Annotated in this window: 16 protein-coding genes and 2 pseudogenes; 2 read left to right on the top strand and 16 right to left on the bottom strand. The window is 43.8% G+C overall.

The window, feature by feature from the left end; translation table 11 throughout:
* Window positions 1-110 precede the first annotated feature (110 nt).
* Complete coding sequence (locus DXB52_RS03510; RefSeq protein WP_117685617.1) at window positions 111-917, top strand: helix-turn-helix domain-containing protein; 807 nt, start codon at window positions 111-113, stop codon at window positions 915-917.
* A gap of 111 nt (window positions 918-1,028) precedes the next feature.
* Here the strand turns inward: DXB52_RS03510 and DXB52_RS03505 are convergent, their stop codons facing one another.
* From DXB52_RS03505 to DXB52_RS03450, 12 genes and pseudogenes are all read right to left on the bottom strand, one after another.
* Window positions 1,029-1,493, bottom strand: coding sequence for a hypothetical protein (locus DXB52_RS03505; RefSeq protein ID WP_117685618.1), 465 nt, complete (start codon window positions 1,491-1,493; stop codon window positions 1,029-1,031).
* A 21-nt stretch (window positions 1,494-1,514) separates the two neighbouring features.
* Complete coding sequence (locus DXB52_RS03500) at window positions 1,515-1,919, bottom strand: SRPBCC family protein (protein WP_118106552.1); 405 nt, start codon at window positions 1,917-1,919, stop codon at window positions 1,515-1,517.
* Window positions 1,920-1,969: 50 nt separating this feature from the next.
* Complete coding sequence (locus DXB52_RS03495; protein WP_118106551.1) at window positions 1,970-2,347, bottom strand: TnpV protein; 378 nt, start codon at window positions 2,345-2,347, stop codon at window positions 1,970-1,972.
* Complete coding sequence (locus tag DXB52_RS03490; protein WP_306751100.1) at window positions 2,307-2,669, bottom strand: helix-turn-helix domain-containing protein; 363 nt, start codon at window positions 2,667-2,669, stop codon at window positions 2,307-2,309. The genes DXB52_RS03495 and DXB52_RS03490 overlap by 41 nt, the downstream gene beginning before the upstream one ends.
* A 71-nt stretch (window positions 2,670-2,740) precedes the next feature.
* Window positions 2,741-2,893 (bottom strand): annotated as a pseudogene (locus DXB52_RS03485) (Maff2 family mobile element protein); the annotation flags it as partial.
* 134 nt (window positions 2,894-3,027) lie between these two features.
* Window positions 3,028-3,906: pseudogene (locus tag DXB52_RS03480) on the bottom strand (VirD4-like conjugal transfer protein, CD1115 family); the annotation flags it as partial.
* Window positions 3,907-3,947: 41 nt separating this feature from the next.
* On the bottom strand, window positions 3,948-4,106 hold the full coding sequence (locus DXB52_RS03475; RefSeq protein WP_006428300.1) for a transposon-encoded TnpW family protein: 159 nt from the start codon (window positions 4,104-4,106) through the stop codon (window positions 3,948-3,950).
* A gap of 142 nt (window positions 4,107-4,248) precedes the next feature.
* A complete protein-coding gene (locus DXB52_RS03470) occupies window positions 4,249-6,120 on the bottom strand; it encodes an AAA family ATPase (RefSeq protein ID WP_118106550.1) in 1,872 nt (623 codons plus the stop codon).
* Entirely contained in the window at window positions 6,117-7,613 is a 1,497-nt protein-coding gene (gene mobQ, locus DXB52_RS03465) for a MobQ family relaxase (protein WP_118106549.1), read from the bottom strand. The genes DXB52_RS03470 and mobQ overlap by 4 nt, the downstream gene beginning before the upstream one ends.
* Window positions 7,579-7,938 (bottom strand): DUF3847 domain-containing protein, encoded by a 360-nt coding sequence (locus DXB52_RS03460; protein WP_118106548.1) that lies wholly within the window; start codon window positions 7,936-7,938, stop codon window positions 7,579-7,581. Before DXB52_RS03460 ends, mobQ begins: the two co-directional genes overlap by 35 nt.
* 127 nt (window positions 7,939-8,065) lie before the next feature.
* Window positions 8,066-8,590: a hypothetical protein gene (locus DXB52_RS03455; RefSeq protein WP_015516227.1), complete on the bottom strand. Its 525-nt coding sequence runs from the start codon at window positions 8,588-8,590 to the stop codon at window positions 8,066-8,068.
* Window positions 8,591-8,887: 297 nt separating this feature from the next.
* On the bottom strand, window positions 8,888-9,406 hold the full coding sequence (locus tag DXB52_RS03450) for a ClbS/DfsB family four-helix bundle protein (protein WP_117485977.1): 519 nt from the start codon (window positions 9,404-9,406) through the stop codon (window positions 8,888-8,890).
* A 290-nt stretch (window positions 9,407-9,696) separates the two neighbouring features.
* On the opposite strand from DXB52_RS03450, the gene DXB52_RS03445 reads away from it, so the two are divergent.
* Complete coding sequence (locus tag DXB52_RS03445; protein ID WP_009321643.1) at window positions 9,697-9,954, top strand: DUF6061 family protein; 258 nt, start codon at window positions 9,697-9,699, stop codon at window positions 9,952-9,954.
* A gap of 133 nt (window positions 9,955-10,087) precedes the next feature.
* On the opposite strand, the gene DXB52_RS03440 is transcribed toward DXB52_RS03445, so the two are convergent.
* The 4 genes from DXB52_RS03440 to DXB52_RS03425 form a co-directional block, all read right to left on the bottom strand.
* Window positions 10,088-11,407 (bottom strand): MATE family efflux transporter, encoded by a 1,320-nt coding sequence (locus DXB52_RS03440; protein WP_117485164.1) that lies wholly within the window; start codon window positions 11,405-11,407, stop codon window positions 10,088-10,090.
* Entirely contained in the window at window positions 11,397-11,855 is a 459-nt protein-coding gene (locus DXB52_RS03435; RefSeq protein ID WP_117485166.1) for a MarR family transcriptional regulator, read from the bottom strand. The genes DXB52_RS03440 and DXB52_RS03435 overlap by 11 nt, the downstream gene beginning before the upstream one ends.
* A 155-nt stretch (window positions 11,856-12,010) precedes the next feature.
* Window positions 12,011-12,715 carry a DUF6040 family protein gene (locus DXB52_RS03430; protein WP_117485168.1) on the bottom strand — a complete coding sequence of 235 codons (705 nt, stop codon included), beginning with the start codon at window positions 12,713-12,715 and terminating at the stop codon, window positions 12,011-12,013.
* Complete coding sequence (locus DXB52_RS03425) at window positions 12,699-14,420, bottom strand: MobA/MobL family protein (RefSeq protein WP_109214826.1); 1,722 nt, start codon at window positions 14,418-14,420, stop codon at window positions 12,699-12,701. Before DXB52_RS03425 ends, DXB52_RS03430 begins: the two co-directional genes overlap by 17 nt.
* Between the last annotated feature and the right edge of the window lie 39 nt (window positions 14,421-14,459).

Raw genomic sequence — 14,459 nt, 5'->3', positions numbered from 1 at the left:
CCACAAAGTAGGAATTAGGGGTAAAAATCAGAAATTTCCACGATTGCGGAAAGTGTGCTATAATCCAGTTAAGCGGCAGCAATGCAACCGCCGGAAAGGAGCGTGCGCCCATGAAAGGAGCAACAAGCATACAGGAACGCCTTTGGGAACTCCGCAAGGACAAAGGCTTAAATCTGGAAGAATTATCAGAGCTGACGGGTATTTCCAAATCAGCCCTTGGCAGTTATGAGAAAGAGGATTATAAGGAAATCAATCATGGCAACCTTATCACGCTGGCAGATTTCTATGGGGTTTCCGTTGATTATCTGCTGTGCCGGACAGAGAACCGGGAGCAGATTAACACGCCACTAACAGAGCTGCATTTGAATGATGAGATGGTTGCACTTCTGAAAAGCGGTCGGATTAACAACCGCCTGCTCTGTGAGCTTGCCACACATAAAGATTTTATCAAGTTTCTTGCGGACATTGAGATTTATGTGGATGGGATTGCCACCATGCAGATTCAGAACCTCAACGCCCTTGTCGATACCGTCCGGCATGAAATCATTGAACGGTATCGCCCCGGCGAAGATGACCCCCATTTGAAAGTGTTGCAAGCCGCCCATATCAGCGATGATGAATATTTCAGCCACATGGTTCTGGATGACCTCAACCTGATTATCCGGGATATTCGGGAAGCTCACAAAAAGGACAGCGAGAGTGCACCCCAGACCACCGTTGCTGATGAACTGAAAGAAAATCTGGAAGCGGTCGAAAATTTCAAGGGCAGCCGGGATGAAAAGCTCGTTGTACTTTACTGCAAGCAGCTTGGTATCAACTACAAAAATTTATCGGAAGAAGAATTTCGCTGGCTGATTCGGATTCTCCAAAAATCAAAGAAAATGGGAACGCCTATCAGCCAGAGGAAAAAACGGTAACAAAAAACCGCTGTTGCATGGTTGGGGTGGCTTCCATGTAGCAGCGGTTTATGCTGTGCTTATTTAGTTAAAATTTAGGGTGACAAACTGAGGATACAACTAAAATACTCCCTATAATTGGATTGCCGATTTCTCTGAATCATTTATATATACTGCAATCGAATCTGTTTCTTTCATATACGGCTTATCCCATAAAAGATGGCTTTTGTGATGATAAATCTTCCCTCCGTATGTATAGCTGTAAAGAACTCTGTACGGGGACTTTTTTCCATATTGTAGAAACTTTTGCATATATACCTTTTCTACAATCCCATTAACTTTAATTCCGTTAGAAATCAACTCGCAATATGATTTCCTCTTTGCTGAAGCGAGAACTGTAAAAATAGCTTGTGCAATTAAAAAAGCGACACCAAGTACAGAAAAAACAATCCCAATGTGCCTTTGACTTTGAACTATTGACGCTGATGTAGGCTGTAATATTCCAATAAAACTAAGCAAACCAAAAACGATAAAAGCACAGCCTAAGCACATAGAAATAAGAGCATATAACTGTTCTGCATATTTGATTCTATTCATAGTATTCTCTCCTTTACAACTTCAACTTTGTTGTTCCAATGCTTTTTTTAAGTCCAGAACAAATTGAGTTTGCTGCTTCTTCAAATAGAGTTTTACAAAAGGTTTCATAAACCACTTTTTAGGTGTCACATTTTCTGTAAAATCAATTTGTGTTTCATTTCCCTTAGCTGTAAAAATACCAGTCCAATGCCCGGCCATATTGCTATTTTCCATGTCAAATTCCCAGCGGTTATATGGCTCAACAGCAGTAATAGAAAATGTAGTTGCATATCCGTCTTTCGTGTACTCAATAAACTGCTTCTCATTTATGATTTCTGTTTTGCTTAAATCGCTTCGCCACGCACTATATTTATCAACAGCAAAAACAATATCCCAAACTTTATGAATATCATCATTGATAATCGCATTTATATTCGAAATTGCCATTTTCATACCCCCTTCAAACTCTATTTTGTCATAATCATTCTACCATACCATTATGAATAAATCATCTCATACAAAACAATTTCTTCTGCCCGGTTGTGAATGTTATTGCAACGCTGCACCCATTCCGTTTGACAGGTACGCTTCAATTCCTCGGTCACGCCCTCGGCAGCTTTCATCTGCTCCATGATGGTGTCTAACCGTTCCTGTACCTGTTCGTTCAGGTCTGCAAGGTATGTCCATAACTCCCCTGTCAAGGTCAAGGTGTTCAATTTGGCTGGGTGGACTTCTCTTAAATACTCCCGGTGCATCCGTCCGTACTTTCCGATAGGGCGGTGTTCCTCCGGCAGCTTCAAATCTGGGATATAGTAATCTCCGACAAGGATATAATCAATTCCGTTTTCCGTTATTCTTGGTTTCAATTCGCTCATGCTCCTTACCTCCTGTGGAAGCAGGCTCGTCTGATACTAACTCAATCACATCGGTAATCTCACAATTCAGCGTTTCGCAGATACGGGCTAATGTATCCATGCTGATGTGCTTTCCCTCTTTGCTCATGTTGGCAATCATATTCGTTGTCATACCAGCAGCAAGCCTTAAATCTTCTTTTCTCATATCACGCTCTAACAGTGTATGCCAGAGTGGTTTATAGCTGATGTGCATATTGCTTTCCCGCCTTCCTATCCATACCACCGGGGCGGCTGCCCCGGCAGGAACTTTTCTCTTATTATAGCACCAATCTTGTGAAATCACAATTTATTCTTGTGGACTGCCGCTGATACCGTCTGGATTGTGCTTTTCCTTTCTTTTTGTTCCCTTTAATTAGCCATGAACTGCTTGATTCCCTGGGACTTTGCACCTGGGTTATCGTTTCCATATCCTTCCAACAGGTTAATAACACCCCATACTGCAAGTCCGGCTCCGATTGCCACCACAAGTGTCTGTAAAATATTGATTGCCTGATTAAAAAACGCCATATTCGTTGTCTCCTTTCAAATCTCTGTATTTCTCTGGTTTCTATCTTTAAGAAGTCTTTTCCGGCTCTGCCCTTACGGGCGGCCTTTCATGATCTCTCAAATCCATCACCTCCCAAAAGGGCAAAGAAAAAGAGCTATGTGTCCGAATCTTTCACATGCTCTGCTTCCTTGTTTTCTGTATTTAATTCTTCTGCCAGACTCTCTTCCGAAAACTCATACAGGTCAAATTCCTGTGTCCTCGTCAGTTTCACTTCCATCCGATGCCGCATATACGCTTCCACATCAAACTCATTTTTCTTATCGTAGTCTGACAGCTCCTTATACCGTTTGTGTTTGGTAATATCGAACTTGTCACTGAAAAATGGTCTTACACCTCGAAGCTGCAAGATACATTTGCTGCCATCCATGACCGCAAGTTCGTCCCGGCTCATCAATTCCTTTCCTGTTTTCTGATAGTTCATCCCGTAAGAACGGCTCTGTCCACGGGTGTCCGAAGTGTTATATAAATCAATCGTTTCTTTTCCCAGCGTCTCGGAAATCTCCTTTAGAGTCGAACTTTCCTTACCGCCAAGGAATAACATCGTGTCGCAGTTTCCTAGGATTGTCTCAGCTGCATCTTTGTAGATTGTCTTTAACTGGGACTGCGACTGGAGGATAATGGATGCAGAGATTTCACGGCTACGAATGGTGGCGATCAGCTTGTCAAACTTTGGAATCTGGCCGATATTTGCGAACTCGTCAGCTAAGATTCTGACGTGATATGGCAATCTGCCATGGTGTACATCGTCTGCCCTGTCACATAACAGGTTGAATAACTGGCTGTACATCATCGCCACAACAAAGTTAAAGGTATCATCCGTATCAGAAATGATAATAAACAGTGCTGTCCTCTGGTCACCTACCATATCCAGTTCCATCTCATCATAGCTCATGATCTCACGAAGCTCTGCAATGTCAAACGGTGCAAGCCTTGCACCACAGGAAATCAAAATACTCTTTGCTGTCTTTCCAGAGACGAAAAGTCAAGGACTTTTTCATCAAATTCACAAAGAAGTCACATTTTGCGGACTTCCTCACGGAGCAGACGCTTGATTTTGTCCTCCATCGTCTCTTTTGCGGTCTGGCTGAAATGGACACGGACGATATAGGTTGTCTTGCCGATCTGCTTTCTGACAGTCGGGCAAGTGGCGGTGTTAGTTGCGGTATTGTTCATTCAAAATCCTCCTGTAAATGAAAAATGCCCGGTGACTGTTCATCATCGGGCGGTGTCGGTATGATGGAACAAGGCAAGGCGGCAACATTAAGGTATCTATAAAAACCTTGCCGTCTTTGCCACGCTTGCCGTGTTCCTGTTGTCAGTTTCGGAGATAGCAGACCCATGCTGTGCTGTCTTTCTCGGTCACAAGTCTGTCCCCGATACGGCTCTTTGCCGTTCTCATGGTGCGTGAAGAAATCCCATGCTCATTGACTGCCTTTTCCAACTCTGCGCTCGGCATACGCTTTCCGTCCGCAAGCAGTTCCAGAATGAGCATTTGCGCCTGTGCGGTCTTGCTCTCGGTCTTGGCGGTGTCTGTCCCGGCAAGAAGCTCGTCAGCGGTAATGTCATAAGCCCCTATCCACTCAAAACCTTTCTCATCTCCCAGAGAAAAGGCAAGGGACTGTCCGGGCGGCGCAAGGGAGCTTTTCTCATGGATAAGCACCCTCGTTGTCGGACTGTCCTTCAGCTTGCCAATAAAGAGCAGACTGCGGACTGCCGCCGTGATGTCGATAGACCCTAATCCCCGATAGGTGCTTTGCGTTCCTGCGGCTTTGTTCAGGTGTCCGATCAGCACGATAGCGCACCCGGTAGCCTGTGCAATGTCTCCCAAACTGCGGAATATCGGGCGCACCTCGTTTGCTCTGTTCATGTCCACATCTGCGCCCAGAAACGCCTGTACCGGGTCAATGATAACAAGCCTTGCGTTGTTCTCACGGATTGCCCTTGCTATGCGCTCATCGGCAAGGGTCAGCGGTGTGTCCCTATCGTCAATGACAAGCACTCTTTCAAGGTCTGCTTCCGCTTCCATCAGCCGGGGCTTGACGGTATCGCCCAGACCGTCCTCTGCGGTCTGGTAGATGATATTGAAAGGCTCAATTGTCTCCATACCGGGCAAAGGCTTTCGGTTGGTGCAAGCCGCCGCAAGACGCATGGCAAAGTAGGTCTTGCCCTCGCCGGGGTTGCCCTGTATGATGGTCAGCTTTCCAAAGGGAATATACGGAAACCATAACCAATCCACGCTCGTAAGCTCCACATCTGCCATGCGGAGCATGGGGACAGGCTGGGCGGTGGGCAGCTCTCGCAGCGTGATTGTCTCGGCTATGAATTTGCGGCTGGGAATGTCCCCTTGCTGACGGAGAACAACGTTCCAGTCTTTCCTTGCCGGGACAAGGCGAATGACGGCGATCTCGCCGGGAATGGACTGTGCCAGTCGGGTACAGGCATCGCTTCCTGCGGTGTCGCTGTCAAGGCAGAGGAACACTTTTCGGGTGTCCTTGCGTTCAGAAAGGAAACGGTCAAGGGCTTTGCCCGAAACGCCGCCCAGGGCAAGATAGCTTCGATTTTTCCAGTCCTGCGGGTAAAGGCAGATAAAGGACAAAAGGTCTATCGGTGCTTCAAAGACAAAGAGCTGATTGCCGTTTCCCTCATAGCGGAACGGATAGGACTTGTCAGACCCGGCAATGTCCTGTCTGAATGGGTCTGCCGTTCCTCGCACATGGGCGTATCTCGGCGTACCGCTTCGGTCTCTGCCGACAAACACAACATTGTGCCGCTTTGCGTCCTCGTAAATATCCCCGGAAAGAAGAAAAGTCTCAACAAGCGTTTTGTTGAGACCTCGGCTTTCGCAAAGATATTGAATTGCTCTGTCGGCTGTTCGGTTGTGCAAGGGCAAGTGGAACGCTGTGGGCGGTGCTGTGGTGGCTTCGGTCTGTCCCTCGCCGTTTTCGCCTGTCAACATCTGAACAGCTTCGGGAAAGGACTTGCCGTAAAACTCCATGACGAAATCAATGGGATAGCCGCCCTTGCTCTGGCTGTGGCGAAACCACTTGTTTCCCCGGACGGTCAGGCTGTCATGTTCTTTCCAACGGTATTCCCGTCCGCTTTTGATAAGTGTCTCTCCCTGTGTGCGGAGAAAATCTTCCAGACTGACGGCGTTTGCCCGGTCAATCTGTGCTTGGGTGTAATTCATCGGGATAGTTCCTCCTTTTTCTGTCGTGTTTGGGGTCGATTTTGGAGCTTTTGTTCCTCTGTACGCTCGTTAAATCGGGCGGCAGTATCTACGCATGACTTGACCTTCCAAAGGCGGTGTAAATCGTCTCTGACAGCCTTAAACTCGCCATAGGTGGTTTCGTGCGCCTGTTCCAGCTCGTCATACTCGTCGGACAGCTTTTTCATATCCACCTTGCCGTCCGGGAACTCCCCGGTCAGCTTTCGTCTGGCGGCGTAGAACTGTATCAGTTCCGCTTCATGCTCTGCCTTGTACTTGGCTCTGGGCTTCTCAAACTTGATTTTCTGCAAGCCGTCATAGACAGGCTTCAAGTTCTGGAAAGCAGCGGAGCTGTCATAGAGCTGCTTGATTTCTTTCATTCGTGCGGTCTGCCCGTCCAGCGTTTTCTTCAAGCTCTCTGTGGTGGAGCTGTGTTCATTGACACGGCTTTCCAAATCTTCAAGGTTGTAAATGCCGTTTGCCCGGAGATAATTGAAAGTCTCGTTCATCTCCTTTAGGTTGCTGATTTTGCCTTTCTGGGAATAAGCCCCGGCTTTGCGCTGGGTGTAGTAGGCGTTCAGCAGAGAAACAAGGTTGGGTGCCTGCGGCTTGGCAAGCTCCGCTTTCGCTTCGGCAATCCAATCAAACAGGAGAGCGATTTTCTTCTTGATGTCCCGGATAACGGCATTGGTTGCTCTGATCCAGCGGTTGAACTCGCCTTTCTCGGTGCGTATGCCTTTCTTCTCCATTGCCCGGACGGTTGCGCCCTCATGGACGGTGGGAAGAAGCTCCACGCCCTGACGCTCATAGCTTCGGTGGTCGATACGAACATCAAGCCCTTTCTCCGCAAACTTGGCGTTGCATAGTTCCGCCCATGTCTGCCGCCAATGTTCCAGCGTTTCTGGACTGCCCCAGTCGGTAGTGGGAACGGCGTTGAACACAAACTTTCCGTCTGCGTCTCGGATACGGTTGCCGTCCTCGTCCAGCTCATACACCCGGCGTTGCTTTAGTCCCCATTTGCCGTTCTGCTCGATGGGGCGGATGGGGCAAAGCACATGAAAATGCGGGTTTGGTATGCCGCCGTCCTCCCGGTCTGGCTGGTGTACGGCGAAGTCAACCACCATGCCACGGCTCACAAAGTTCTCCAACAAAAATTGCCTTGCAAGAGCGATGTTTTCCTCAAGGGAAAATTCATTCTGCAAGGCAATGTCAAAGCTGTATGCAAGCTGGGCGTTCTTTCCACGCTCGGCTTTTTCCACGGCGTTCCATAGGGTCTGGCGGTCTGCGTATTCGGGCGGTGCATGGGACGGCAGGAGAATGTCAGAGCAGATCACGCCGCCCTTGCGGGTGTAGTCGCTGTATTCGCCGTAATACTCGCTATACAATCGCTCCCCGGCTCGGTAGGCAGCAGAAGCGATAGCGGACTGTCCTGCGCTTCGCTTAGTCTGCGTGACGCTCAGATGAAATAGTGCCATCGGCTTTCAACTCCTTTTCTCTGTTTGCTTGGCTGATGTGGGTAATCGCCATGTGACGGACGGCTCGCTGGACTTCGGACAGAGAAAAGATGTGTTCCATCAGCTCTGTCATTTCGGTGCGTGTGAGATCTTTGATCTCCGGGGCAAGGCTCTCAACCGTGCCGCCCAGATTGCAAAGGCGGTGGGTGCGCTTGGTGCGTTCGCCTTTCTCAAGATACTTCTTTCGGTTCTCCAGACGCTCAAGTTTGTGCTGTTCCTGTGCAAGCTGCGTCTCGGCTCGTTCCTTTTCGGCTCGGAGCTGTTCAAGGGTTTTCGGTTTTGCCATTGGGATTGACCTCCTTTTTTGATTTTGGGGATAAAAAAAGACCGTCAACTTTTCGCATAGTGCGACCAGTCAACGGTCAGTTTTTCGGTATTCAGTTGTTGTGTTCAGTTCGGTAAATTGAAGTTGGTCAAAGTTGTTGGCGAAGATATTCCACAACATTTCCATTCGTATCATAGAAACAGATGTTTCCTACATTGAGGGGCAGGACAATGGCGAAAGGCTTGCCACTATCAATATCAATCACCTGAATGCCGTTGCCATCATCTACTTCAAGTCGAACAATATTTTGGGTATTCATTGAGATAAATGCCCTTTCGTTATTTCCCTCAACAACAAACTCTGCAATGTAATCATCAACCTCAACTATATCTCCACCACCACGGAAGAAATATCCAAAAGACAAGCCAGGGCGATTTACATAGACAGAAAAAGTGTGGTCTGTCTTGTCCTGTGGGTAAGAAATAAATGCAGCCATTGTGTCGGAAATGCTTCCATCAACAATCCAATCATCCAAAATTTTTTGAGATTGGCGAATGTCTGCTTCTAAACTGTTTGCGGTTTTACCAATGTCATTGTTTGCATAAAGGAAACCGAAAACCAACACACAAGCCAAAATAACACCCAAGAGGATTATGGGTAATTTCTTTTTCATAGAATCACACTCCTTTATCAAATTAAGATTCTTGATTTTCAAACTTGCTGGCGGCGAACGGTTTGTCAAAACCGTTTGCGGACGGCAAGTCCACAGGGGATAGCCGCTTTAGCGGCGCAAGGGGGTGTAGCCACCTTGACGGAACGAAGTGACGCAACATTCTCGGTCATGCAGTTTTCTTCTGCTGACGGAGAATGAAGCTCCGCAGGACGCACTACTCTCGACAGAGAGTATAGAAGTGCGCCCTTTAGTTCCTAAAGGGATTTGCTCCGGCTTAACTTCTCGACAAACTTGAAGTTATAGTGCTATCTTTTTCCATTTTCTAATCTTAGTTCTAAAGGTTCCGAATGGAGCAACTGTGTTAACATGTATGAATTTGTATACTTCCCAGACAGCTGTTTTAGTTGCCTCGTCAGCCCATTTTCTCATATGTGGTTTGAATAATTCTTCCTCACTTAGCGAATCAATCATTGCATAAATAGAATTGATATTCTCATTCAACATATCTTTCAACTCTTGCAGTGACAGGTGCGCATATGTATCTGTGAACCACTGATATAATTCACCAAGCTGATTCCACTTAAAGTTATCAGAGGGAGTTTTGACCTGAATACCCTTTCTTTCGTCTGCTTCCCATTTAAGAATGAGCGCTGTCCATCCAACCTGATAAGCAAGATTTTCTGCAGGAGTTCGATCAACCTCATCAATTCTCTCATCTTTTAAGGATTCTGGAATATCATTAAATTCTGATATATACTTTGCAAAGCTTTTATTTATCTCGTTTTTAAGTTCGTCTTTATTCACATATGTTCTCACTATTCTATCTCCTCAAATTCCGATTGAGATTTCACCTGTTTTAAGAAATTTAATAACTGTTATATTTTATTATTAAATTCTTCGCAACCCCTTGAAAACACTGGATTTGTCGCAGGTGAGCTTTCCCTTATTATTTCCCTTGTGTTATATCGTCCCATCAGTGTTTATGCACTCTGATAAGGGCAAATACAAGGGCAAGAAAAATCTATAAGACAGTATAACACAAAATAAAAGTGACATGGTGAACTGATTGAAATGCTTCTTAATTTTTGCTACTACTGATTGATTAAATGATAAGGAGATGGGATACGATGAGAACAATATTTGCAGAATACAATCCACAGTGCAACAGCATTGATGTATATACTAATACGGGCTATATACTCCGTATTGATTGTTGGGAAGCAGAAAAAAATTTAAGAACCACACCTGGATCTGATTGTGCTTTGACATCGCTTGCAATCGATGAGCCATTAGAATATGCAAGGTTATATCTTGATGGGAATTTACAGATGTGGGTAGATGCTGAAGATTCATTAGAGTTATGATTATTCCAATCAAAATCTACTAGAATTTATTAAAAATTAGCTTCATAATTTTAAAAGGACAGCCCTATTGCTATGAGGCTGTCCTTAAAAATACAATAGATAAACCTAGATTATTCTTGCTACTATCTGATTGTTAAATTTTCTGTATTCCATATTGCAAATCTCCCTTTTCGCAATATTTTATTAGTATGAATGCCAGAATCGCTGAAAAAACACGTGCCAATACCGTACTCCACCATATCATAATCTGTCCACCAAATAAAGGTGGTAAAACAAGCATAAATATCAGCATCAATACTGGTTCAATGAATGTAAGAATGTATGACAATCCACTTTTTTCAGTAGCATAAAATCCAGCTGTCGCTATTCTGGTAATCGCAACAAATGGTAATGACACTAAAAATATAGGTACAATTTTAGAAATCTCAATACTTACTTCATAAGAAGCTCCGAAAACCCCTCCAATATTTGCTCTGTTTACATACATGATAATTCCACCACAAACAGCAAGAATTATTGCAAAAATGTATGCCATTCTCTGAACTCCTCTCAGGCTTTCTTGATCCTTCTCACCATAAAAACGGCTCATTAAAGGTTGACTTCCATCACCTACGCCCTGCAATATGAGATATATGATACAGATAATATAGGATACACATGCATAAGTTGCAATAGCTTTTTCTCCCCCATAAGAAGCGGAGAATCGGTTTATAAACACCAATGAAATATTAGGAGTCAATGCTAGCCCAAATGGTGCAAGACCTACTCTGAATATAGCGCCACACATTTCTTTTACATTTTTTAAGGATACATACACATAAAACTTTTTATTATATAATGCGTATATGATTGCAATTGCTGCAGTCACACCCTGTCCGGCTATTGTAGCTGTGGCTGCACCTTTCATGCCCATTTCATATATCCATACAAAGATAAAATCCAGAACAATATTGGTTATGAATCCACCAACCATCGCAAACATTGACCAGAAAGAGTTTCCATAATTTCTAATGAATGGCATCATTCCAGTTCCAAGAATCTGCAATATTGCTCCAAGTGCTATAATTTTGATATAATCTGTCGCATTTGTTAATATAATTCCATCTGCTCCAAGCAATCCTAAAATTTTAGACGAAAAGGAGTAAATAATTATGGTACTGATAACACTTACTATTACAAGAAGCCACCAGCTTGTAGCAATAAATTCTTCTGCCCGTTTTCCTTTCTTTTCTGCTGCATTAATTGAGTAATAAACAGCTCCTCCCATACCAATTCCTGTTCCAAGAGCCTGAATCAAAGCCTCAATCGGATATACAATATTAATAGCCGAAAGTCCAGCATCTCCTATGGTATTGCCTACAAAATATCCATCCACTATCGCATATATTCCTGATAATGCAAATGCTATAATAGATGGAATAACATATTTAAAAAATAATGATTTATGATTCATTTTTCTTACAATCTCCTTCCTTGAAAAGTCTGATAAACAGCTCTGTATTATCATTAAGACTTTCTATATTCTCTAATCCCATTTTTTCGATTACATATATTTCTTTTGAGTGCAGTTTTTCTATGATATCTTTCGTATATTCCATTCCTGATTCTGTGAGGCATATCAGCTTATTTCTCTTGTCTGAATCATCAGATACCATATTGATGTATCCTTTTTTCTGAAAATCTTTTAGTATCGTATTTACCGTTTGCTTAGGTATATTCCATTTTTCACTTATCATTTTCTGCGTGCATCTTCCATTACTTTCATAAAATGAATGCAAAACAAAAACTCCATTTGAAGACAGTCCCTGATCCTTTGACCATTCCTCATACATTGCTGTACATTCTTTCCATAAAGCATAATATCGTTGCAACTGTATTATCATATTATTATCTTTTCTCATCTTTTTCCTCCTTAAATTAGTACGAATCCGGACTTTTGTATTATAGTCCGAGTTCGTACTAATTGTCAAGATTTATTTATATACTTTTTCTTTATATAAACAATCAATAGTCCCTTACTAAGGACAGGAAGATTATGAAATTTCCCTGTCCTCTTTTAATAATATCCTCGTTCTTCCATCCAGTCTTTCACATAACATCTGATTCCAATATAAATAATATGCGACAGTAATAGCAATACAATAAGATTTATCGGATTAGCGTTTTTAATCCATTCTCCAAAGTAAATTACAACAGCTGTACTCGTTATCGCTACCACGATACTGATGATATCCCAACAATATTTCCGGTAGATTTTTCCTACCTGATAACCAATCCCGATTATCAGCCACCCGGTTATTACGAATAAAATTGCCATGACAGTACCGGCAATCAGCCAGTACACAATCCCGGAAAGAATACTGTTAGGTATTCCACTGCTTAACTGTCCGAAAGAGTCTGCACCTGTCACAAACTCCCGAAATAAACTTCCCATTCCTTTTCCTAACGCACCGAAAAAGACGACACAGTCGTTAAGGAAAACCGGCGAAAGAATCGCAGTAAACAGTGTTGTTGTTATGCTGTACCATGCCAGTAGAAACAAGATACTTTCATAACCAATCGTCATATTTTTATATTTCTTTTCTAACTGGCTTTTACGGCTATCGCATTTTTCTTTTGCTTTCCGGTAAGCAGTACGGTCACATTTTTCACATTTCTCATAAGGCACTTTTTTCTCAACAGCTACCTCTACCGTCTTTTGGTGTGTCTGTGCATAAAGTTTTTCCTGCTCTGCTTTTTCATACTTAAATTTCCATGCCACGGCTTCTGCGTCGGCTCTTTTCCTGCTGTCTGTCTCGCTGGTCAATCGTTCCTCTGTTTGCCTTAATCTTGTCCGCAATGCTTCGATATTCTCGGCTCTGTTTTCGCTGTTCAATTTCTCGTTCAAGGTCAGCGATTCGCTTAGCTGCCTGTTTAGTTCCTGGATTGTCTGGTCTTTCTGATCCAGTTCGTCCTGCATCTGTTCGGTCATCAGCAGAAGTTCTTCCACCTGCCCGACGTTCTCTAAGTTTCTGCATTCGCTCATCGATCTCCCTCGCTTTCTCTATCTGCTGTTTAAGGTCAGCAATTCGCTGTTCTGTTTCTGCAATAAGCTGTTCTCGTTGTTCAGCTTCTGCGTTAATTCCTGCCATTGCTGATTCTCGTTTTCCAACTGTTCGATTCTGGTTTTCTGTTGCTCGATCTGTGAGAGCAGTTCTTCTGTATCTGGCAAAAGATTTAGCAGCCTGGATAATTCGCTGTTTAAGCTTTTTAAACTCTGGTTCTGCTCCTGAAAAGACAGGAGCTGCCTGTCCCGTTCCTGCAATTCCTGTACCATCTCTGCCATAAGATTCTGCTGTTCCTCGATCTGGTTTATCATTGTCTCCATCATGGGAATGACTTCCCGGCTTTCTTCTAATGTCACGCAATCGCTCCTTCCATTGTGTTAATGCACTGGATACTTTTCCAAAAGAAATCTGTATTTTATCCAGCAGTGCATTTTGTCTTTTTATGATCTGGTTTTCCTCTACTTTCCATGAAGTAGAGGATGTCTGTCCGTTTTGAAATTTCTCGTCAATTTTTCTGGCATCTGCGCCCTCATGGATCGTCGGTATCTCTAATTTTCCCTGCCTTGCATAAGAACGATGGTCAATGTGATTTTCCGTTTTCAAATGTGCATTACAGACGTTTGCCCATTCGCTCCGCCATAGCTCACAATTTTTCGGATTGTTCCACCCGGTAGCATCGGTTAATACACGTTTCCACTGTTTGCGGTTCCTTGTCCCGACTTTCTGGACTCCATTTTCATCAAGTACGGGGATTCGGATTCCATGACGGTCAGGGTTCTTTTTATCCTGCCACCAGTCCGGATGGGATTCATCCACCACAATATTTCCATTTTCATCTCTGACAAACTCCCAATCCTTGATTTCTTTGTTACCCCATGAGTGGTCTGAATTGAATGGTCGCAACGTCACCAATAAATGCACATGGGGATTACCATCTCCTTTATCGTGGATACTCCAATCCGCACACATTCCCTTATCTACAAAGGTCTTTTGAATATATTCAGTTGTATAATCAATCTGTTCCTGTCGGCTCCATTCTTTCGGAAGTGAGAACTCAAATGACCTGCCGAGTTGTGCATCTGAACTTTTTTCTATCCTCAAGACTTCATTCCATAAACGCTGCTTCTGAAAAGTAAGTTTGAATTTTTCCAGTGCAGCATTTTGGTTATCTGCCCTTTTATATCGGACAGATTTCTGGAACCGTCTGATATTTTCAGCAGGTACATTCTGCCATTCCTGTGGTGCATTTTCACACATCAGCAGGCTGGTATAAACGACTTCTTTTTTTGAAGTATAGTAGCTGATCCTGCCTGTTTCTTCATTTTTCATCACATCGCCATTGAGATAAGCAGACGCCGATATGATGGATTTTCCTTTGCTGCGTCCAACAATCTTTACTGTATAATGAAAAATCGCCATGCTCCGTTTCCCCCATTCTGCCGTATCCGGCTTTGATTT

Origin of the sequence: Ruminococcus sp. OM04-4AA, assembly GCF_003462585.1 — a bacterium.
In the GTDB taxonomy this organism is placed as follows: Bacteria; Bacillota; Clostridia; order Lachnospirales; family Lachnospiraceae; genus Mediterraneibacter; species Mediterraneibacter faecis.
Note: the sequence above shows the minus strand (reverse complement) of the source record. Positions and strands in the feature narration are given on the sequence as shown.